Below are 21895 nucleotides of genomic sequence, written 5' to 3'. Positions count from 1 at the left end.
CACGTTTGAATATCGGCACTCAGCGCGCTTTCCAAATCAGACGGCGCGGACCCGAACAACGGATCCGCGCCGGCGACGTCAATTCAGTGCAGGGCTCAAATTAGTTGCAGCCTCGTCCGACGGAGAGGCTCGTGGTGCCGTAGGGCCCGACCTTCACAGAGGCACCCATGAAGCAGGCCTCGAAGTTGAGGTTCTGGGTGAACCAGCTGTACGCCGGCTTGAGGAACCCGGGCACCAAGCTGAGCGGAGTGAACACGAGGACTTCGGACCGCTCCGGCGGGTTGGGGTTGGCCTTGCCGATCCACCAGAGGTCGTTCTGGAAGATGCTCCGGACGACGCTGCCGGGGGTGGAGGTGGCACCGACTGCGGATGGCGCGAAGGAGGTGGCGCAGGGGGTGCCGCTGACCGTGACGCAGTCCGTGTCGTCGGCTTGGCCTATCTGGCCGCCGACAACGCCAGCGGGCACCGGCACGGGCTGAGCATGTGCCACCGTTACGGGTGTGAGCGTTGCTGCGGCGGCCATGGCGCCGGCCGCTATACCGATGTTGATCTTGCGAGCTAAAGCAGACATTTAGTCCCCCTGTATCGACCTGAAGTTGTGAAAAGCATCCCAGAGGCGCCGGTGCCTGTCAACACATCGTCGCAGCTAGCGGCCCATGTTTCGTCGGAAATTGGACGAAACCAATTGTTCATATGGATGCAATGTGGTCGGGGAATTTGCGCACGGAAAGCCAAGGGGAACTGGACTGCCGTGCCGTAAATTGCTGAATCAACGGCGCCGTTAGTTGTTCGCTGGCGGCAGTTCCTGTCGCGTAGGTTGCGGGAATCATGTGGCCGTGCCATTTTTTGGAGGTCTGCGCTGGTAGGTGGGCTAACCGGTTTGATCGAGTTCGTAACCACGTTTGTGTCTCGGCGAACATCCCATCCTGCAGTCGACAAATATTGACGTTGCTGTTGATTCAGGACTGCGGGTAGGGCCGGTTCGCCTGCCGTCGCTACAACAACTCCGGGCGGTGCTCTCGTGGCGCCCGCCCGCGGACGGCGTACATTCAGCACGTGCCCAGCGAGAGATGTCAGTGCGGTCATGAACGCGCCGCGCACGAGCACTATCGCTCAGGATCTGAGTGCGCGCTCTGCCCGCCCGGGCACTGTCAGTCCTACGGAGGTCGGCGTGCGTCGTGGTGGCGGTCTTTGATTCCGGCCGGCCGACTCAAGAAGGCCCGCGCGAAAGAGTGAATCCCGCACCGCTGCAAGCGGTGCGGGATTCAGTGGGAGTTATCGGGATCAGTTGCAGCCCCGGCCGACGGACAGCTTGGTGGTGCCGTACGGACCGAGCGTGGCGGTCAGGCCGAAGACGCAGACTTCGAGATCCCACTTGGCGGTGAACCAGCTGAATGCCGGCTTGAAGAAGTCGGGCACCAGGCTGAGTGGCGTGAACTCCAGAATGGTGGAGCGGGGCTTGTCGTTCGCACGGCCGAGCCACCACAGCTTGTTCTGGATGAGATTGTCGGGGAAGCCCGGGTCCGAGGCCGCCGCCTGTACCGCGGCGGCACTGGGCAGGCCGACGGGTGCGCACGAGGTCGTGGCCGTCGGCTCACACTGGGCCGATCCGATCTGGGAGCCAAGGGAGCTGATGGAGGGGGCTTCGGTGTCGGCGTTGGCCACCGACGTCGGCAGGAAGGTTGCTGCAGCGGCCATGGCGCCGGTGGCCAGGCCGACGTTGATTCTCCGAGCGACGGCGGACATCTGTCTCCCTCAATTGCCGAAATGTGGGGAAAGCATCACAGACTCCTGCGCGCCTGTCAACACATCTGTGCAGTTCAGGCGGTAGTTCTGGGCGCGCTGGCCGGCGCGCGGAGCGTTTGGCGGCTACGCCGATTTTTCCTTCCGCAAGGGCATCGTCTTCGCTGGAAATCGCCGACCGGTGCGTGAATGCGGCGTCCGCAGGTTGTTCGCTGGCCGCCCTCGCGTCGTCGGCCTGAAGTGCGCCATCCTTTGCTGTATTTACGTATGTGCCTATTAATGCAGGTACTGGGGCTACTCGGATGGGCGCAGGGCTCCGCTCGAATCACCGCGACGCTGGCGGCAATCGTCCACGTGGGCGATGGTGCGGGCCGCACCGGCGCCAGTTATTGACGTTGCTGTCAACGTGCGCCACCACTGCACCCATCTGCAGACAACGACGTAGCGCGAAACCGAAATGGCCCACTGGCGAAAAGCGTTGGCGCCACTCAGTGCAGCACCACGGTGGCCGCCAATGCCAGGTGATCAGACCCGGCGACGGACACCGTGCGCACCGACGTCGCCGTCGCATCCCGGGTCAGGATGTGGTCGACGGCCAGGAACGGTGGGAGCGGAGTATGGCACGGATAGGTCATGGTCAGCCCGGCGTTGGCCTGCGCCGCGCCGTCGCGGTACCCGTCGTGCAGCAGCTGCCGGAATTCGCGGACGTCGGGAGTGGCATTGAGGTCACTGCCCACGATCACCGGCCCGGTGGCCGCGACGGTGCGCAGCGCGCGTCCCAACCGGCGGATGTCCTCGCGCCACGACGTGAAAGCCGAACGCGGTGGCGGCATATGAGTGGACACCACAGTCACCTCGGCCTCGGGTGTCCGTACCCGTGCATGGATGAAGCCCCGGCTGAAACTCTCATCGCTGCCGGAGTCGATGATCGGGAACCGGCTCCACAGCCCCACGCCGGCGGCGTTGTCGCGCGGCCGCAAAAGCGAGAACGGGAAATCCTCTGCCAGCAAGGGGGATAGCGCCGCCGACAGCTCGTCGGTCAGCTCCTGCACGGCCACTATGTCGGCACTCTCGAGCGCCATCGTGGCCACCGCGGCGGGCTGGGCCCTACCGAGATATAGATTTGCCGTCACGAACCGCACGGTGGCCCCGGGCTCGGCTTGGCGGCCACCGATGTACCAGGGCAGGTGCGCAGCCACCGCCGTGACCGTCAGTGCCACCGCTGCCGCGGCCGGCACCCAGTGCCTGGACAGCGCGAACACCAACGCCGCCACCGGAGCTGCCGGCATCAGATACGGAGACAGTGCCGCGGTGGCCACCACCCAGCGATTGACCGCCGCCAACTGGCGCGCCGTCAACGCGCCCGCGGAGAGAAACGACAGCAGCCACCCCGCCACGAGCATCAGCGGACAACCCGGCAAAGGGTAAAGCCGCTGTCGTGCAACAGAAGAACTACTGCTTGATGTAGGTGACCAGGCTGACGTCGAGTGCCTCGTCGAGGTAGTAGTACTGGCACCCGGTCAGGTACCGCATGTAGTCGTTGTAGTGCTGCTCGCCGGCGGCGGCGATCGCCTGCTCTTTGTTGTGCTCCAGGCGTGCGGCCCAGATGCCGAGGGTCTTGATGTAGTGGTTACGCAGCGACAGCGGTTCAGGGACGGTGAAGCCGGCCTTGACGCCGTGATCCACCAACATCTGCGTGCTCGGGATGCGCCCGCCGGGGAAGATCACCTCGCCCATGAACTTCGCGAACCGGGCCAGTTCGAACGTCAGCTTCTTACCGCGCGCCCGCAGATCGTCGGGGTGATACCCGCAGCTGCTCTGGATGGTCATCCGGCCGTCCGCGGGCAGGATGTCGTAGCTGTTCTTGAAGAAGTCATCGAAGCGCTCGAACCCGAAGTGCTCGATGGCCTCGATGGAGACGATGCGGTCGACGGGGGAGTGGAACTGCTCCCAACCCTCCAGTCGGACGTCGAACGTGCGGTCACTGTCGACCCCGCTGAGCAGTTGATCGCAGTACGCCTTCTGGTTCTTACTGAGCGTGAGCCCGATGACGTTGACGTCATACTTTTCCCGTGCCCGCTGCAGCGTCAGACCCCAGCCGCAGCCGACCTCGAGTAGCGTCATCCCGGGCTTGAGGTCGAGTGCATCCAGGTGCTGGTCGACGTTGGCGATCTGAGCCTCCGACAACGTGACGCTGGGGCCGGTGAAGTAGGCGCAGCTGTATTTGCGGGTCGGATCCTGGAAGACGCCGAAGAAGTCGTCGGACAGGTCGTAGTGTGCCTGGATCTCTTCGAAATGCGGTCGCATCTCCGCAGTGCCGGTTGAGTTGTCAGACATGAAAGTGCTTGCCCTCTCGATCGTGCACTGCGGTGTCCACCATGTTTCTGGCGTCCACTTGACGCGGAACCCTACCCGCAGTAATGCCATTCCTACGGGATGCCCGCAGCGTGTCATCTATCCGGCGTGGGCCGTGTCTAGACCCGGCGCGGAGCGTTTCTTTTAGTTGTCGAACTACTTCGTCATCGTGAACTGGTTGACGTCGATATAGCCCACTCGGAAACCATTCGCGCACCCAGTCAGATAGCGCATGTAGCGCTCGTAGACCTCTTCTGACTGGACGGCGATGGCCTCGTCTCTATGAGACTCTAGCGCCTCGGCCCAGTGGTCCAGAGTACGTGCGTAGTGGAACCGCAGCGACTGGCGCCGCGTGATGGTGAAGCCGGCGGGGGTGGCGTGCTCCTCCACTTTCTCGATCGAGGGCAGCCGGCCGCCCGGGAAGATCTCGGTCAGGATGAACTTGACGAATCTGGCAACTTCGAACGTCAGCGGAATACCCTCGTCGATCAGCTGCTGAAACGTCTTGCCGCAAATTGTGTGTAGCAGCATGACGCCGTCATCCGGTAAGACGCTGTGCGCCATGGCGAAGAATGCGTCATAACGTTCGAAGCCGAAGTGTTCGAAGGCGCCGATCGACACAATCCGGTCGACGGGCTCGTCGAACTCCTCCCAACCCTTGAGCAGGATGCGTTTCTGGCGCGGGCTGTCCGAGCGGGCGAACTCGCCCTCCACGTATGCCTTCTGATTCTCGCTCAACGTCAGCCCGATGACGTTGACGTCGTAGAGTTGCACTGCGCGCATCATCGTCGCGCCCCAGCCGCACCCGATGTCGAGCAGCGTCATACCCGGTTGCAGGCCCAGCTTGCCCAGCGACAGGTCGATCTTGGCCAGTTGGGCCTGCTCCAGCGTCATGTCATCGCGCTCGAAGTAGGCACAGCTGTAGGTCCGGGTCGGATCCAGGAACAGTGCGAAGAACTCGTCGGACAGGTCGTAGTGCGCCTGTACGTCCTCGAAATGCGGTGTCAGCTTGGTTTTGCGGTCGGTCATTCGCGCCCCCACGGCGACCTTGATTCACATCCCGATCCACGCTGATCGGGCTTGCGCGGGATGCTACGCCTACTGCGCGGCCTACGCGGAGAAGTTGGACTTCAGTTCGCCGACGATGTCGTCCCACAACGCTTCAGGCAGTTCGTGGCCCATCCCGTCGAACAGCACCAGCCTTGCTCCGGGAATGGCCCGCGCAATCGCGCGGCCCCCGGACGGACGCATCAGCTTGTCCGCCTTGCCGTGGATGACCACCGTCGGGGCGGTGGTCGCCCGGTTGTAGGGGCGCAGGCTGCCGCTGCCCAGGATGGCGGCGAAGTGCCGGCCGACCCCGGCCGGGTAGTAGGACCGCTCGTAGCTTTCCAGCGCGTCGGCGCGCACTTTGTCCTCGGACGCCGGGTACCCGGGGCTGCCGATGATCCGGGAGACCCGGATGCTGTTGGCGATGATGGCGTCCGGGGTGGTGTCAGTGGGCTTCTGCAACAGCGCGAGCAACTGCCGGGGGCCGGGCGGCGGCAGCAGGGCCCGATTGTTGGAGGAGAAGATCACCCCCAGCGAGCGGGTCCGCGCGGCGTGCCGGGCCGCGAACACCTGGGCGATCATCCCGCCCATCGAACCGCCGACGATGTGTGTGCGGTCCAGCCCGAGATGGTCGAGCAGGGCGGCCGCATCATCGGCCATGTCCTCCAGGGTGTAGGCCGCGGGACTCTTGACGCCGATGAGCGAGCGCGCCATCCGGGGTGCCAGCGCGGCCCCGCTGTGTGCGCCGGGCAGTTTCGACGACAGCCCCACGTCGCGGTTGTCGAACCGGATGACGCGCAGCCCCTGGTCGACCAGCTTCTCGCAGAACCCCTTGCGCCACAGCAGGAGTTGGGCGCCGAGACCCATGATCAGCAGGACCGGCGGGTCACCCTCGTTGCCGAAATCCTCGTACACGATGTCCAGGTTCCCGGACTTCGCGACGCCGGTACGCACCTTCATTCGGTCGGTGCCGATTCGTCGCCGGACTTGTGGTCCCGGCTGACCTCGACCATGAAGTTGGCGAAGTAGCCGGTCAGTTGCGGATCGCTCATCATCTGCCAGCGCGGCGCCAGTAGCTTCATGTAGCGCTCGACGTAAAGGAACTGCTTGCCGATGAGCACCAGCTCGCGGGGCAGCTTCACGTCGTAGGCGTCGGCCAGCGCCGAAAGTTGCTTTCCGATCTCGGCGTAACTCATGTCGCCGAGGGCGGACATGGTCAGCGGGGTGGCGAAGCGCTCCAGGTCCTTGGCGGCCTGCGCTGCGGGTTTGACGGTGCCGACCGCGCCCATCATGACGACGATCTTGCCTGCGGCCGCGTGATCCTTCTTGACCAGCAGCGCGTACACCAGTTCGCGCAGCAGCCACCGGGTGCGCGGATCGATACGGCCCATGATGCCGAAGTCGAAGAACACGATCTTGCCGTCGTCGTCGACGTAGAGGTTGCCGGCGTGCAGGTCACCGTGGAACAGGCCGTGCCGCAACCCGCCTTCGAACACGCTGAACAGCAAGGCCTTCACCAGGTTCTCGCCGTCGAAGCCCTTCTTGCGGATGGTGGCGACATCGTCGATCCGGGTGCCCTGGATACGTTCCATGGTGAGCACCCGCTCACTGGTCAGGTCCCAATAGACCTGCGGCACACGGATGTTGGCGCCGAGCGGAGAGGCGTGCATATGCGCGACCCAGCCATCCATCGACTGCGCTTCGAGCCGGAAGTCCAGTTCCTCGGCGAGATTGTCGGCGAAGTCGGCGACCACATCCTGCGCGGAGAGGCGTTGTCCCAGTTTGGCGAACTCGACGAGCCGGGCACCGCGCTTGAGGATCTGCAGATCCGCGGCGACGCGCCGGCGGATGCCGGGCCGCTGGATCTTGACCACCACTTCCTCGCCGGAATGCAGTGTCGCGTAGTGCACCTGCGCGATGGAGGCCGACGCGAACGGCTTGTCGTCGAAGGACTTGAACAGTTTCTCCGGCCTGGCGCCGAGCTCTTCGACGAACAGCTTGTGCACCTCGGCCTTGTCTGCCGGCGGTACCCGGTCCAGCAGGCTGCGGAACTCCCGACTCAGCGGCTCGCCGAATGCGCCCGGGCTGGACGCGATGATCTGCCCGAACTTGACGTAGGTGGGGCCCAGGTCGGCGAAGGTCTTGGGGACCTGTCTGGCAATCTTCTGCTGCAGCGAACCCTTGCCCATGATGTTGCCGACTACGCGGGCTCCGGTGCGGGTGATCTGCCACCCGGTGGCACCGATGCGGGCCGCCTCGACCGGCAACGGCACCCGGTCCAGCCTGGCAGGCTCGCGGTGCTTGGTTTTCGGCGTGGAACTCATCTGTGCAGTGTCTCAAAGGCCGAGGTGCGGCCAAAAACAAGTGTGCGCTGCGTCACACTCATGCGAAGCTGTGTTCGACCTGGGAGCGGCTCAGTTCCGGGTCGCTACCCAGCACATATGTCGGCTCGGTGTGGTCGCAGGTGGTGCCGTTGGCCACCCGGGCCTGGGCTTGGCGGAACTCCGTCGTGGTGCCCGCCGCGGTGTGCAGACCGTTGATGATCGACCACACCATGGCACGCCGGGCCGCCCGCTCGATGGGGTTGGGGTCGGTGTGCCCGATCAGCTGCTTCGCCCACTTGGGCATGGTGTCGCGGATGGCCCAGTCCACCGCGCTCTGCGGCATCGGCAGATTCGACCCGGTGGCCATGGCCGCCCCGTGGGTCAGCGCCAGGCGCGGCAGGTAGGAGCGCAGGCAGTCCAGCGTCTCGGCCTTGGTGGTGGGCAGATCGGTCCCGCCGAGCGCGTGCCCGACCCGCACGAATTCGCCGTAATAGCGGTCCAGTTTCTTCCCGCGCAACGGGTTGGGGTGATAGATCTCGTGTGCGGTGGCCAGTCCCCACACCACGGTGGCGTAGTTCCAGCGCAGCCAATCCGGGTCGTCGGCGTCGTACACCGCGCCGTCGGGGCGGGTGCCTTTGATCGTGTGGTGCATGGAGCGGACCGTGCGCGACACCCGCTCGGCGGTCTCGGTGTTGCCGTAGGCGGTGCCGATGAAGAAGGCGATGGAATGCCCGAGTCGCACGGCGGCGCCCTTCGGGTCGATGACCGGCTCGGCGGTACCGGTCTTCGGGTCGCGCTTGACCAGCCGGGAGTGGTGCATGCCCATCCAGTAGATGGACGGGTCGAGGCGCTCGATGTAGGCGGCACACTGCAGGCCGAAGATCAGCGCCTCGGTATGCGAGTGCACGTGCCAGACCGCACTGCCGGGCCCGAACCAGCCCGGGTCGCCCTCTGGGCCGGCGAACTCCATGCCTTTGAAGTAATGCCGGCGCACGTCCTTGTCGAACTTGCGCTGCAGCATCTGCTCGAGCACCTGGTGCGGCATGTCCACGCCGGAACCCCTCAATCTGGTTTTCGTCCTTCTGGTCACGTCTGTAGCCAGAATACATTTTGGGTACGACCGTGACCAGTTCTATCCTGGGCGGATGTCGAGTCCGACCCGGTGGGCGGGTGTGCCCCTCGACGACCGGCGCGCCGAACGCCGCGGGTTACTCGTCGACGCTGCCTTCGCGTTGTTCGGCGACGGCGGTGAATCCGCGTTGACCGTGCGGTCGGTGTGCCGGGAATGCGGGATGAACACCCGCTATTTCTACGAAAGCTTCACCAACACAGGCGAACTGCTCGGTGCGGTGTTCGACAAGGTGGCCGGCGAACTCGGCTCCTCGGTGGATGCGGCGATGACCACCGCGGGGGATTCGCCGACCGCGCGGACCCGCGCCGGCATCGCCGCGGTGCTCGGCTTCAGTTCCGCGGACCCGCGCCGCGGCCGGGTGCTGTTCACCGACGCCCGCACCAACCCGGTGCTCACCGCGCGTCGCGCCGCCCTGCAGGACGCGCTGCTGGCCGCCGTGCTGGAGGAGGGCTCGCGGCTGCATCCGGGCTCGGACCCGGTGACCAGCCGTGTCGGCGCTGCGATGTTCACCGGGGCGATGGCCGAGCTGGCTCAGCAGTGGCTCTCCGGTGCGCTGGGGGATGACCTGGACGCCGTCGTCAGCGATGCGCTGCGCTTCTTCCGCTGAGCCTGCCCCGAGTCACCCCCGGGCTTTTTCTGGGGTCTCCCTTTCCGAAAGGTCATTCGCCGAGCGGCGCGAAATGACTGTGTCTGTGAATCGCGGACGCGGTCCGCTGGCTTCGGGGATACCGCGCTACGCACCCTAGGTCGACATCGATCGCAGGGTCGCCAGTTTCCGTCCCCGGTCGATCCCGGCGACCCTCAGGTCGAACTCGGCTCGAGTTCGACCTGAGGGCTGTGCAGCCGGACCATTTGCGAGAATCAACAGCCCTCACGTCGATCTCGCCCTAGCACTGTCAGGGCGACCCCCGCCGAGGTAGCTCAGCGCATGATCGCCGTATCGGGAGACACCGGCGCCGCGCTAAGCCACCGGCTGCTTGCCCCACGGGGTCAGCCACGGCGTCGGCTCCCAGTCCTCCAGGCCGGCCAGTAATTCATAGAGCGTGGCGCCGTCGATGCTCTCCCGGACGATGTCGCCCTGTCCGGCGTGGCGCGCGAGCTCCTCGATCATGTGGAAGATCACCCAGCGCACCGACCACGCCGCGATGTCCTTCGGGAACCACGGCACTCCGGGCGGAACCGGCACTGCCGCACCGAGATCCGCGGTTCCGATCAGCCGGATCGTCTCCGCGTTCTGCTCGTCGAAGGCCGCCAGGATGCCGGCCAGCGTCTCGTCCTCGCGCATCACGAACTCGTCGCCGTAATCGGCGGCCTGGTCCTCCATCGGGCGCTTGTCGCTCTCGGTGAGCTCCGGGGCCGCGGCCACCCTTTCCATCCAGCCACGCTGGCAGTTCGTGACGTGCTTGATCAGCCCTCCGATGGACAGTGTGCTCACCGAGGGGGCGGAGCGTGCCTGTTCGTCGGTGAGGCCGAACGCGATCGCGTGGAAGGCGTACTGCTGGGCGGCGATGTATTCCTTGAGTCCGGCGCGCTCGTCGGCGATCGGCGGGGGCATGGCGGGCATGTCAGTTCTCCTTCATGTGGGTGTACAGGTCTCGCAACAAACAGATTTCGGCACCGTGGTGGATGACCTCCCGGTTGATGTGCAGCACCAGTGCGAACATCGGATAGTCGGCATAGGGCCCTTCGGCCGGCCCGCAGGGGCGGGCCAGGTCGTCATCTGACAGGCCCCGCACCCCGGTCGTCCAGCGTTCGTACTCGATGTCGAGCTGGCGCAGCGCGGTCGCGGCGTCGGTGGCGTACGGCCAACTCTGGTAGTCCGCGGCCGGTCCGCCGAAATGCGAATGGCTGCGCATCGCCAGAACACCGATGATCACGTGCGCCAACCGCCAGGCGATGGTGGTGAACGGCGCCGGCTCCGGCGGCGGATACTCGAAGTCCACGCCACCGTCGGGGTGCACGGTCCAGCACTCGTCGACCGGCTGCCAGAAGTATTCGTCGTCGGTGAGGCCCTCGAGCCGCGGTCGCAGCTGGTGTTCCCAGTGGAAACTCAGCTGGTCGGCGAGCAGTTCGCTGTTCATGACACCAAGCCTGACAGCCATATAGGACAGATTTGGTCCTATGAGTGCGGCAGGATGTGGATATGAGTACGGCAAGGGTGTTGCAGCTGCTCGGCCTGCTGCAGTCGCGCCGGGTCTGGACCTCCGAGGAACTGGCCGACCGCCTCGAGGTCACCACCCGCAGCGTGCGCCGCGACGTGGACCGGCTGCGCGAACTGGGCTATCCGGTGCTGGCCAGCAAGGGGCACGGCGGCGGCTACCAACTCGGCGCCGGCGCCGCGCTGCCCCCGCTGCTGCTGGACCCCGACGAAGCGGTGGCCATGGCCGTCTGCCTGCGGCTGGCCGCCGGCGGCAGCGTCGCCGGGGTGGGGGAATCCGCGCTCCGCGCGCTGTCCAAACTCGACCAGGTGATGCCGGCGCGGCTGCGCTCCCAGGTCGCCGCCGTCCACGACAGCACGGTCATGCTGGCCCCGACCAGCCGCGACGTACCCGTCGACCCCGAGGTCCTGATGGCGCTGGCGCGGGCCTGCCGCGACCGCGAGCACGTCAACGCCCGGTACACCGACATCCGTGGCAACCGGACCGACCGGCGGTTGGAGCCCTACCAACTGGTGACCACCGGGCGACGCTGGTACCTGCTGGCCTTCGACCGCGACAAGCAGGATTGGCGCAGCCTGCGCCTGGACCGGATGGCCGACGTCCACGCGCTGGGTAGCACCTTCGTCCCGCGACCGGCACCCGACGCCGCCCAGTACGTGCAGCGGGCCATCTCCAGCTCGCCGTACCGGTATGTGGCCCGGGTGCGCTATCGGGCACCCCACGATGTTGTGGCGCAGACCTTCTCGGCGGCATCGGTGCAGATCGAACCGGACGGCCCCGACGCCTGCATCATGACCACCGGCGCCGACGACCCCGACAAGATGGCGCTGTACCTGGCCATGCCGGGCTGTGAATTCGAGGTGCTCGAACCACCCGAGGTCGCCGACGCGGTGCGCACCGCCGCCGAACGGCTCCGCAGGGCGGGGGCCCGAACGTAGGGTTCGGGGATGCGTGTCACCGCTGTGGAGTCGACGGACCTGTTCGTCGGGCCTCCGGACGCACCGGCGCAGCTGGTCCGCATCACCTACACCGGCTGCACCGCGCCGACCCCGGTCCGGGTCACCGGCACCGGTCTGCTGGGCGAAGCGGTCGCACAACCGGACGCCGACACCGTCGAGGTGCCGATGCAGGTCAGCGACCCGCAACCCGGCCGGCAGCGCGCGGCCGCGATCGGGGATACGGCCTTCACCTTCGTCGACGCTGAGCCCGGCTGGACCATGTTCATGATCAGCCACTTCCACTACGACCCGGTCTGGTGGAACACCCAGGCCGCCTACACCAGCCTCTGGACCGAGGAGCCGCAGGGCGCGTGCCGGCAGACCAACGGCTTCGATCTGGTCACCGCGCACCTGGAGATGGCGCGCCGCGACCCCGACTACAAGTTCGTGCTGGCCGAGGTGGACTACCTCAAGCCGTTCTGGGACACCCACCCCGAGGAACGTGCCGACCTGCGCCGACTGATCGCCGAGGGCCGCATCGAGATCATGGGCGGCACCTACAACGAGCCCAACACCAACCTGACCAGTCCGGAGACCGCGATCCGGAACTTCGTGGCCGGCATCGGTTTTCAGCGCGATGTGCTGGGGGGCGACCCGGCCACCGCCTGGCAGCTCGACGTGTTCGGGCACGACCCGCAGTTCCCCGGGATGGCCGCCGACGCGGGACTGACCTCCAGTTCCTGGGCCCGCGGCCCGCACCACCAGTGGGGACCGATGGCGGGCGGCGGTGATCCCGAACGCATGCAGTTCGCCAGCGAATTCGAGTGGACCGCACCGTCCGGGCGCGGGTTGCTCACCCACTACATGCCCGCGCACTACGCCGGCGGCTGGTGGATGGACGCCGCGGCGTCGCTGGCCGCAGCCGAAGCCGAGACCCACAAGCTGTTCACCGATCTGAAGAAGGTGGCGCTGACCCGCAACGTGCTGCTACCGGTCGGCACCGACTACACGCCACCGAACAAGTGGGTCACCGAGATTCACCGCGACTGGAACGCCCGCTACACCTGGCCGCGGTTCATCTGCGCGCTGCCCCGGGAGTTCTTCGCGGCCGTGCGCGCCGAATGCGCGGACCGCGCCATCCGGCCGTCGGCGCAGACCCGGGACATGAACCCGATCTATACCGGCAAGGACGTCTCCTACATCGACACCAAGCAGGCCAACCGGGCGGCCGAGAACGCGGTGTTGGAGGCCGAGCGGTTCGCGGTGTTCGCCGGCGTGCTGGGCGGGGCCACCTACCCGCAGGCCGCGCTGGCCAAGGCCTGGGTGCAACTGGCCTACGGCGCACACCACGACGCGATCACCGGATCGGAGTCCGACCAGGTGTATCTCGATCTGCTCACCGGCTGGCGCGACGCCTGGGAGATCGGCCACGGTGCCCGCGACAACGCGCTGCGGCTGTTGTCCGGAGCCGTCGAGGCGCCAGTCGTGGTGTGGAACCCGTTGGCCCACAGCCGTACCGACATCGTCACCGCACACACCGACGAACCCTTCAGCGGTGCGGTGTGCGATATGTCCGGCCGGGCGCTGCCCACCCTGGTCGACGGCCACACCGTCACCTGGCGGGTCGACGGCATCGGGTCACTCGGCTGGCAGGGCTACCAGTGGGACGCCGACGCCGAGGGCTCGCGCTGGCGGGAGATCGACGGGACCACCATCACCAATCGGACCCACACCCTGACGGTCGACCCGGCCCGCGGCGGGGGCGTGGGCTCACTGATCGTCGACGGCCGCGAACTCATCGCGGCCGGGACGGTCGGCAATGAACTGGTTGTCTACGACGAGTACCCGGCGCACCCGCAGGCCGGCGAGGGGCCCTGGCACCTGCTGCCCAAAGGGCCGCTGACCCGCTCCGCGGAGTTCTCCGCCACGGCGCAGGGGTGGCAATGTGAACTGGGGCAGCGGCTGGTGGTCACCGGGCAGATCCCCGGCGTGCTGCGTTATACCCAGACCCTGACCCTGTGGGACGGCGTCGACCGCGTCGAATGCCGCACCGTGATAGACGAATTCACCGGGGCGGACAAACTGCTGCGGGTGCGCTGGCCGTGCCCGGTGCCCGGTGCCATGCCGGTCAGCGAGGTCGGCGACGCGGTGATCGGCCGGGGCTTCGGGCTGTTGCATGCGGGCGCGACCGCGGTGGACGCCGCACAGCACCCGTGGACCCTGGACAACCCCGCCTACGGCTGGTTCGGACTGTCCTCCACGCTGCGGGTGCGTATCGGAGCCGGGACGCGCGCGATCTCGGTCGCCGAGGTGGTCACCCCCGGGGCAGGGTTCGACGAACGCGCGCTGATGGTGGCGTTGGTGCGCGCCGGGGTCACCGCCACAGCCAGCACCGCCGAGCGGCCCCGTTACGGCGACCTCGCGGTGGACTCCAACCTGCCCGACGCCCGCATCGCCATCGGCCACCCGGACGAGAATGCCTTCACCGCAGCGGTATTGGCGACCTCACCGGAGCACCGCGCGGAGTTGGACCGCCAGATCGGTGCCACCGGGGCGGCCCGGGTCTGGGTGCCGGCCGCGGCGCCGCTGGCCGTCGAATGGGTGCCCGGCGCGGACCTCAAAGGGGTCCGGGCGTTGCCGGTGCTCGTCGTCGTCGGCGGTGTCGACGCGCTGGTCGACGACATCGCCGACGCCGAGATCACGGTCGGACAGGACGCGCCGGCCGGGCTGGAACCCTTCGAGCCGGCGACGGTGGCGGTCTTCAACCGCGGGGTACCCGGTTTCGCGGTCGAATCCGACGGGACCCTGCACATCTCGCTGATGCGGTCGTGCACCGGGTGGCCGTCGGGCACCTGGATCGACCCGCCGCGACGCACCGCGCCCGACGGTTCGGGCTTCGGGCTGCAGCATTGGACGCACACCTTCGACTACGCGGTCATCGCCGGCGAGGGGGACTGGCGCGACTGTGACGTCCCGCATCGCAGTGCGGCGTTCTCACACCCCCTGCTGGCGGTACCGAACCGGCGCGCCGGCACCGACGGCCTGCCCGCGCACGGTGCCCTGCTCGACGTCGACTCCGACGGCGGCAGCGTGGCGCTCGCCGCGCTCAAGGCCGCGGGAAATCCGCTGGCGGCGGGCAGCGTGCGCGGGGTCGACCCGGCCACGGTCGCCCTGCGCATCGTCGAAACACACGGCCGGGACACTCAATTCGTGATCCGATCCGGGCTGAGCGCCGTGGCGCCGCCGATGCCCGCGGACCTACTGGAACACCGCCTCGACCAGGGCGCCGCGTTCACCCTGCACGGCCATCAGATCGCCACCCTGCTGACGCACCTGGACGCGGTCAAGATCCTCAACGCCGACAACGAAGCGCTGGGCCCGGAAGCGGAGGCTGCGCAGCCGTTGTACGCCCGGTACTGGCTGCACAACCGCGGCCCCGCTCCGCTGGGCGGTTTGCCGGCGGTGGCCCATCTGCATCCGTATCGACTCCGTGTCGATCCCGGTGCGCCGGTTCGGCTTCGGCTCACCGTCGCCAGCGACTGCACCGACGCCGCCGTACACGGCCGGGTCCGGATGATCTGCCCACCCGGCTGGACTGTGGACACTGATGAACTGCCGTTCGTGCTGCCACCCGGGGACTACCTGGACACCGAGGTGAGCGTCACGATGCCGGACGCGTTGCCGCCCGGGCTGTATCCGATCCGCGTCGAACTCGTTCTCAACGGCCGCGGCGCACTCCCGACCTCGTGGCGCCAGGTCGTCGAGGACGTCTGCATCGTGCAGGTCGGCGACACCGCGGGTGAGGTGCTGAGCCTGATCGCCGAGCCGAGTCCGGTCCAGGTCCGGGCCGGTGAGACCGCGCGGTTCGGCGTGACCGTCGGCACCGACGCCCGCGCCGACCTGGCCGTCGAAGCCCACCTGATCAGCCCGTGGGGAACCTGGGAATGGTTGGGTCCGAACGCGATCGGCGCCGACCTGCCGGCGAGCGGCAGCGTGCGCATCGAGTTCGAGGCCGCGCCGCCGCCGTGGCTGCCGCCGGGCCAGTGGTGGGCGCTGATCCGGGTGGCCTGCGCTGGCCGGCTGGTGTACTCGCCCGCGGTGCCGGTGGTGGTGAAGTGACCGCGGCGCTGGTCGGCGGACAGGTCGTGACCGTCGCCGAGATCGACGAACGGGAAAAGGCCCTGCGGGCAAGCAATATGGCGTCGGCGCTGCCACGGCCGGACAGCAGCGAGGGGCGGCAGCTGCGGCGCTGGCTGACCCAATTGGTGACGGCCGAGCGGGTGGTGGCCGCCGAACCCGATGCCGGGGCGGGGCCGCCCTTGGCGGAGGTGCTGCCGGACATGGCCGCGCGGCTGGAGATCGGCAGCATCGCCGCGGCGGTCCTGGCCACCCCGGCCGGCCGGGCGGTGTTCGGCCGCGTCACCGCCGAGGTGGACGTCACCGACCTGGAAATTGTCGGCTACCACCGGCGCAACCCGGGACGGTTCGCCGCGCGGCGCACCGCGGTGCTCGACTTCGCCGAAGCGCGGCCACTGATCGCCGAGCACCTGCGCGCGGCTGCCCGGCGCCGGGCCTTCCGGCTGTGGCTGGATGCGCGGTGCGCCGAACTGGTGCAGCTGGCCCCGGGTTATGAGCACCCCGGCGACCCCCGTCAGCCCGACAACACGCACAGGCACTGATGACCGCTACGTTGGCCCTCGACATCGGCGGCACCAAGATCGCCGCTGCCGTCGTCGACGATGACGGCACCCTGGTGCACCGCTTCCAGCAGCCGACCCCGCAGCAATCGGGGGAGGCGGCCTGGCAGGTGACCGCCGAACTCATCGGCCGGGCGCTGGCCGCCGCCCCGGTGGGCGCGGTCGGGATCGCCTCGGCCGGGCCGGTGCAGCTGGACAGCGGCACCATCAGCCCGGTCAATATCGCTGTCTGGCAGAACTTTCCGATTGTGGACCGGGTGGCCGAGCTGACCGGGCTGCCGGTGCGTCTGGGTGGGGACGGGGTGTGCATGGCAGTCGGGGAGCACCGCCACGGCGCGGGGCGGGGCGCGCAGTTCCTGCTCGGCATGGTGGTCTCCACCGGCATCGGCGGGGGATTGGTGCTCGACGGCGCCCCCTATGACGGACGCACCGGCAACGCCGGCCACGTCGGGCACATGGTCGCCGACCCCACGGGTGAACTCTGCGTCTGCGGCAGCACGGGCTGCGTGGAGACGATCGCCTCCGGCCCGCGGATGACCCGGTGGGCGCAACAACAGGGCTGGGTCGGGGCGGACGCCAAGGAGTTGGCGGCCGCGGCGGCGGCCGGCGACGAGATCGCGCTCGCGGCGTTTCGGCGGGGGACGATGGCGCTGGCCGCGGTGATCGCGTCGACCGCGGCGGTATGCGACCTGGACCTGGTGGTGATCGGCGGCGGGGTGGCCAAAGCGGGGGAGGTGCTGTTCGCCCCGCTGCGGGAGGCGCTGGTCCGCTACGCCGGGCTGAGCTTCATCCGCGGCCTGCGGATCGTCCCGGCCGAACTGGGCGGGGACGCGGGGTTGGTCGGCGCCGCGGCGCTGGCCCGGTCCTGACGGGCACGGCGGGCTTGGCGCGTCCCTCCCGGGGAAGCGCCCCGGCTTTGGTTTGTCGAACGTGAATACTCTGCGGCCTGCGCGCGGTTTTCCCGCAGACGTTTCACATTCGCGAGCACCACGGGTGCGGGCGATGAGCACGGATTTGGGCAGCGCGGCCGCGGCACGCTATCCTTGCCGGGTTCCACCGAAGACCGTCGGTCACCGAGCAATCGGTTGAAGGTCCGGAGATCATCCGGGCGGCCCACGCAGGAGGACGAGGTAGAAGCATTCTTGCGCGCCCCGACCTGTCTGCGTCGGGGCGTTCGTCTTTTCCCGGCCCTTCTCTCGAGGCCCTCCGCCCGATGGTCCAAACCATTACGAGGAGGCAAGCATGGCCAAGGCTGACAAGGCCACCGCGGTCGCCGACATCGCCGAGAAGTTCAAGGAGGCGACGGCCACCGTCGTCACCGAGTACCGCGGCCTGACGGTGACCAATCTTGCCGAGCTGCGCAGGTCCCTGGGTGCGGGCACGACGTACACCGTCGCCAAGAACACCCTGGTGAAGCGTGCCGCGACCGAGGCCGGCATCGAGGGTCTGGACGACCTCTTCACCGGCCCGACCGCCATCGCGTTCATCAACGGCGAGCCCGTCGATGCCGCCAAGGCGATCAAGAAGTTCGCCAAGGACAACAAGGCCCTGATCGTCAAGGGCGGCTACATGGACGGAAAGGCACTTTCCGTCGACGAGGTCAACCGCATTGCGGACCTCGAGTCGCGCGAGGTCCTGCTGTCCAAGCTGGCCGGCGCACTGAAGGCGAAGCAGTCCCAGGCCGCAGCGCTGTTCGTGGCGCCCGCGTCCCAGGTCGCCCGCCTGGCCGCAGCTCTGCAAGACAAGAAGGCCGCCGAAGACTCGGCTGCCTGAGATACCACCCCACCAAGTCACAGATAAGGAATCACCATGGCAAAGCTGTCCACCGAAGAATTGCTCGACGCGTTCAAGGAAATGACCCTGCTGGAGCTCTCTGAGTTCGTGAAGCAGTTCGAGGAGACCTTCGACGTCACCGCCGCCGCTCCCGTCGCCGTGGCCGCTGCCGGCCCCGCCGCCGGTGGTGCCGCTGAGGCCGCCGAAGAGCAGAGCGAATTCGACGTCATCCTCGAGGGTGCCGGCGACAAGAAGATCGGCGTCATCAAGGTCGTCCGCGAGATCGTCTCCGGCCTGGGCCTGAAGGAAGCCAAGGACCTCGTCGACAGCGCCCCCAAGCCGCTGCTGGAGAAGGTCAACAAGGAAGCCGCCGAGGACGCCAAGGCCAAGCTCGAGGCTGCCGGCGCTTCGGTCACCGTCAAGTAATTTGCTCCACGCACAGTGGGCCGGGTCGAAATTCGACCCGGCCCACTGTCGTTTGCCGAGACTTCGGTGTTGCTGAAAACGGGCGTGCGCTACAGTGACTCAAGCCACAGGCAGGGCAAGCACGTGGCGTGGTGGGGCCGTTAGCCGGAAGGAATTTGTATGGGCGTCCAAATCGACGTGTCCAATCTGAGTAAATCGTTCGGATCGTCGAAGATCTGGGAAGACGTCACGATGTCGATTCCCGCCGGTGAGGTCAGCGTGCTGCTGGGCCCGTCCGGTACCGGTAAGTCGGTGTTCCTGAAGTCGCTGATCGGTCTGCTGCGCCCGGAGCGGGGCTCCATCGTTATCGACGGCACCAACATCCTGGAGTGTTCGGCCAAGGAGCTCTACGAGATCCGCACCCTGTTCGGTGTGCTGTTCCAGGACGGCGCGTTGTTCGGGTCGATGAACATCTACGACAACACGGCCTTCCCGCTGCGCGAGCACACCAAGAAGTCCGAGTCCGAGATCCGCAACATCGTGATGGAGAAGCTCGAGCTCGTCGGTATGCCCAACGACGGGCACAAATTCCCCGGTGAGATATCCGGCGGTATGCGCAAGCGCGCCGGTCTGGCCCGCGCCCTGGTGCTGGACCCGCAGATCATCCTGTGCGACGAGCCGGACTCCGGTCTGGACCCGGTCCGTACCGCCTACCTGTCCCAGCTGCTGATCGACATCAACGCCCAGATCGACGCGACGGTGCTGATCGTGACGCACAACATCAACATCGCCCGCACCGTGCCCGACAACATCGGCATGCTGTTCCGCAAGAAGCTGGTCATGTTCGGTCCCCGCGAGGTGCTGCTCACCTCGGAGGAGCCGGTGGTCAAGCAGTTCCTCAACGGCCGCCGGATCGGTCCGATCGGTATGTCGGAGGAGAAGGACGAGGCCACCGCGGCCGCCGAGCAGGCCATGCTCGAGCAGGGCCAGCACGACGGTGGTGTCGAGGAGATCGAGGGCGTGCCCCCGCAGCTCTCGGCGACTCCGGGCATGCCCGAGCGCAAGGGCGTCGCGCGCCGGCAGGCTCGGGTGCGCGAAATCCTGCACACCCTGCCGCCGGCCGCGCAGGAGGCCATCCGCGACGACCTGGAAGGCACCCACCAGTACGCGGTGCACGAGCCCGGGCACGTCGCGCGCCAGCACCACGAGGACGACACCCCCACGACGTCCATCCCGGTCACCCAGGAGTAGACGCAGACTGCGGGAAGACCGTTCGGGCCTCGGCCCGGGCGGTCTTTTTGCTGTGCGGACACGAGTTCGCTGAAACGCCGGTAGGCCATACGTGTGACTTGTAACCTCCCTGCTGGGGGAGGGGATCAGACGATGAGCAGCAAAGTGTCGCGGTGGCTAGGGATCGGGGTGTTGGCTCTCGGGTTCGCGGTCGTGCCGATGACGGCATTGACGCCGGCCGGTACCGCGCACGCCGATACCGATTCGGGCGCCGCGGACACCAGGACGTCCGAGAGAACAGAGTCCGGCCCCGACGAGTCAGATAAGGACTCCGACACCCAACCGGACACCCAAGAACCGGATACCAACGAGCCCGCCGAACCCGAGGCCCCAGCCGAGGATGAGGGCGCCGAGACCCCCGCCGAAACCCCAGCCGACGAACCGGGCAGCGTCGAAGCGAAGCCACGCAAGGGTGACCGGCTCCGTGCCACCCGCGCCGCCGTCGCGGAGCCCGAAGAGACAGCCGTCGAACACGTCACCGAGCGACCGGCGCTGCAACGTCAGACGCGTGAGGTCGCCCGGGTGGCCGAAGCGCAGGTCGCCGCCGCATCCTCGGGCATCGACACCGTCGCGGCCCCCGAACCACTTCCGGCCGCTGCGGCCCAGCCCGCCGCCACCGCGGCCCGGCCGAATCTGATCAACATCGTCGGCACCCTCTTCTTCAAGGTGTTCGACAACATCGTGAGACTGTTCGAGGGCCCGCCCGCGGTACCGCCCGGTCGTGCCGTGCGGGTAGCGCGGACGCCGCTCGAACTGGACTGCGGCAACGGCCGCACCGTCGAGGCCGACTGGTACTTCCCGACCGAGACCACCCCGGACAAGGTGATCTACTTCCAGCACGGCGGATTCGCCCGCGCGGGGCTGTACAACGTCACCGCGGCCGATCTGGCCGTGCGCAACAACGCCATCGTCGTCGCACCGTCGATCACCTCGAACTTCTTCGAATGCGCCGGTTGCCAGCTCGGCGGCGATCAGATGCACGCCGCAGTGGCCAAGCTCTTCCTCGATGACCGCAGCGCGCTCACCGCCAGCGCCCTGGCCGCCGGATGGGCCGGCGAACTGCCGCGGCGGTTCGTCATCGCCGGGCACTCGGAGGGCGGTCAACTGGCCGCAGGCGCTGCGGGCTTCTACGCCAGGGACGCCGATCCGGACCGCGTCCATGACCTGGCCGGGGTCCTGCTGCTGGACACCTCGCCGGTGGGCGGGGCGGTCGAACGCGGTGTCCGAAGCATCCCGCTGGACATCCCGGTGCACCACATTTCGGCGGCGCCCGGCATATTGAACAGCTACGGCGATATGGACAAAGTGCTGGGGGAGATCCGGCCGGGCTTCGTCGGGCTCCGGCTGATCGGCGGCGTGCACGCTGATGCCTGGCAGTCGTCCAACGGTCTGGGCGAGTTCGTGGTGGGGTTGGCGTTCGGTTTCTCGCAGCGCCAGAACGTCGAGGCCGTCCAAGTGCTGGCCCAAGCCTGGATCTCGGACTGGTTCGGCGACATCGTCACCAGCGATTACTACGGCGAGCGCGGCGAGGTCATCGACTTCGACACGTCCAAGGGGACAGTCCGGGCCTACGTGATCCCCGGCCCGGCGCCGCGGCTGACCATCATCGACCGGATTCTGAAGGCGATGATCGAGTCGACGGTGTTCCTGCGTAACTTCAGCGGCAACTGTGCGGTGGATCCCGTTTCGGCCCTCAACGATGCTGGACCACTGCTCGCGGGCCGAAATTCCACAGCCGACACGGCCTTATCTCTTGACGGACGGAGGCAAACGGGCCAGTCTGTTGGGCAGCAATGTACGGAGGGGTGAGAAGAATCGAGTTGCCGGCCAGCGCTTGGTTTACTCCCACGTGCGGTGGTTGAGGAATGTTGCGTCGTGCGCTATCGTTGGACGTTGCGCTGGCTGCATCCTGCCCACCCTTCATCGCACTGACACCGTGGTCCTAGCCTGAGCCCTGCTCAGCGATCTAGAACCGTGCCGTGTGCCCGGAAGGCTTCCGGGCTTGAGAATGCCAGCCGAACCGATGCAGATA

The 21895-nt window shown here is 67.4% G+C and carries 19 protein-coding genes; 9 read left to right on the top strand and 10 right to left on the bottom strand.

Features of this window, described 5'->3' with window-relative positions; genetic code table 11:
- Window positions 1-100: 100 nt before the first annotated feature.
- The 8 genes from V4U86_RS23365 to V4U86_RS23330 form a co-directional block, all read right to left on the bottom strand.
- Window positions 101-571, bottom strand: a complete 471-nt coding sequence (locus V4U86_RS23365) for a hypothetical protein (RefSeq protein WP_395308249.1) — start codon at window positions 569-571, stop codon at window positions 101-103.
- 713 nt (window positions 572-1284) lie between these two features.
- Complete coding sequence (locus V4U86_RS23360) at window positions 1285-1746, bottom strand: hypothetical protein (RefSeq protein WP_395308248.1); 462 nt, start codon at window positions 1744-1746, stop codon at window positions 1285-1287.
- A gap of 485 nt (window positions 1747-2231) precedes the next feature.
- On the bottom strand, window positions 2232-3140 hold the full coding sequence (locus tag V4U86_RS23355) for an endonuclease/exonuclease/phosphatase family protein (RefSeq protein ID WP_395308247.1): 909 nt from the start codon (window positions 3138-3140) through the stop codon (window positions 2232-2234).
- Window positions 3141-3195: 55 nt separating this feature from the next.
- A complete protein-coding gene (locus V4U86_RS23350) occupies window positions 3196-4080 on the bottom strand; it encodes a cyclopropane mycolic acid synthase family methyltransferase (RefSeq protein ID WP_395308246.1) in 885 nt (294 codons plus the stop codon).
- 174 nt (window positions 4081-4254) lie between these two features.
- Window positions 4255-5127: a cyclopropane mycolic acid synthase family methyltransferase gene (locus V4U86_RS23345; protein WP_395308245.1), complete on the bottom strand. Its 873-nt coding sequence runs from the start codon at window positions 5125-5127 to the stop codon at window positions 4255-4257.
- 81 nt (window positions 5128-5208) lie between these two features.
- Entirely contained in the window at window positions 5209-6105 is an 897-nt protein-coding gene (locus V4U86_RS23340; RefSeq protein WP_395308244.1) for an alpha/beta fold hydrolase, read from the bottom strand.
- Complete coding sequence (locus V4U86_RS23335) at window positions 6102-7469, bottom strand: ABC1 kinase family protein (RefSeq protein ID WP_395308243.1); 1368 nt, start codon at window positions 7467-7469, stop codon at window positions 6102-6104. Before V4U86_RS23335 ends, V4U86_RS23340 begins: the two co-directional genes overlap by 4 nt.
- Window positions 7470-7527: 58 nt before the next feature.
- On the bottom strand, window positions 7528-8520 hold the full coding sequence (locus V4U86_RS23330; RefSeq protein ID WP_395308242.1) for an oxygenase MpaB family protein: 993 nt from the start codon (window positions 8518-8520) through the stop codon (window positions 7528-7530).
- Window positions 8521-8614: 94 nt separating this feature from the next.
- On the opposite strand from V4U86_RS23330, the gene V4U86_RS23325 reads away from it, so the two are divergent.
- The gene (locus tag V4U86_RS23325) at window positions 8615-9208 is read left to right on the top strand and encodes a TetR/AcrR family transcriptional regulator (RefSeq protein ID WP_395308241.1); all 594 of its coding nucleotides are present in this window, start codon (window positions 8615-8617) and stop codon (window positions 9206-9208) included.
- A gap of 354 nt (window positions 9209-9562) precedes the next feature.
- Here the strand turns inward: V4U86_RS23325 and V4U86_RS23320 are convergent, their stop codons facing one another.
- Both V4U86_RS23320 and V4U86_RS23315 read right to left on the bottom strand, forming a co-directional pair.
- Window positions 9563-10165, bottom strand: a complete 603-nt coding sequence (locus V4U86_RS23320) for a DinB family protein (RefSeq protein WP_395308240.1) — start codon at window positions 10163-10165, stop codon at window positions 9563-9565.
- Between the two features lies 1 nt (window position 10166).
- The gene (locus V4U86_RS23315; protein WP_395308239.1) at window positions 10167-10682 is read right to left on the bottom strand and encodes a DinB family protein; all 516 of its coding nucleotides are present in this window, start codon (window positions 10680-10682) and stop codon (window positions 10167-10169) included.
- A 62-nt stretch (window positions 10683-10744) separates the two neighbouring features.
- Here V4U86_RS23315 and V4U86_RS23310 point away from each other — a divergent pair, with 62 nt between their 5' ends.
- The 8 genes from V4U86_RS23310 (at window position 10745) to V4U86_RS23275 (ending at window position 21672) form a co-directional block, all read left to right on the top strand.
- Window positions 10745-11698 (top strand): helix-turn-helix transcriptional regulator, encoded by a 954-nt coding sequence (locus V4U86_RS23310; RefSeq protein WP_395308238.1) that lies wholly within the window; start codon window positions 10745-10747, stop codon window positions 11696-11698.
- A gap of 9 nt (window positions 11699-11707) precedes the next feature.
- On the top strand, window positions 11708-15817 hold the full coding sequence (locus V4U86_RS23305; protein WP_395308237.1) for an NEW3 domain-containing protein: 4110 nt from the start codon (window positions 11708-11710) through the stop codon (window positions 15815-15817).
- A complete protein-coding gene (locus tag V4U86_RS23300; RefSeq protein WP_395308236.1) occupies window positions 15814-16377 on the top strand; it encodes a DUF7158 domain-containing protein in 564 nt (187 codons plus the stop codon). Before V4U86_RS23305 ends, V4U86_RS23300 begins: the two co-directional genes overlap by 4 nt.
- Window positions 16377-17264: an ROK family protein gene (locus V4U86_RS23295; RefSeq protein ID WP_395308235.1), complete on the top strand. Its 888-nt coding sequence runs from the start codon at window positions 16377-16379 to the stop codon at window positions 17262-17264. The genes V4U86_RS23300 and V4U86_RS23295 overlap by 1 nt, the downstream gene beginning before the upstream one ends.
- A gap of 373 nt (window positions 17265-17637) precedes the next feature.
- A complete protein-coding gene (rplJ, locus tag V4U86_RS23290; RefSeq protein ID WP_395308234.1) occupies window positions 17638-18168 on the top strand; it encodes a 50S ribosomal protein L10 in 531 nt (176 codons plus the stop codon).
- Window positions 18169-18204: 36 nt separating this feature from the next.
- Entirely contained in the window at window positions 18205-18594 is a 390-nt protein-coding gene (gene rplL / locus V4U86_RS23285) for a 50S ribosomal protein L7/L12 (RefSeq protein ID WP_395308233.1), read from the top strand.
- Between the two features lie 159 nt (window positions 18595-18753).
- Window positions 18754-19824, top strand: coding sequence for an ABC transporter ATP-binding protein (locus V4U86_RS23280; RefSeq protein ID WP_395308232.1), 1071 nt, complete (start codon window positions 18754-18756; stop codon window positions 19822-19824).
- Between the two features lie 132 nt (window positions 19825-19956).
- On the top strand, window positions 19957-21672 hold the full coding sequence (locus V4U86_RS23275; protein ID WP_395308231.1) for a hypothetical protein: 1716 nt from the start codon (window positions 19957-19959) through the stop codon (window positions 21670-21672).
- Window positions 21673-21895 lie beyond the last annotated feature (223 nt).

Source organism: Mycobacterium sp. AMU20-3851 (genome assembly GCF_043974665.1).
In the GTDB taxonomy this organism is placed as follows: Bacteria; Actinomycetota; Actinomycetes; order Mycobacteriales; family Mycobacteriaceae; genus Mycobacterium.
The sequence above is the reverse complement of the archived record's forward strand: the minus strand, read 5'-3'. Positions and strand labels throughout refer to the sequence as shown.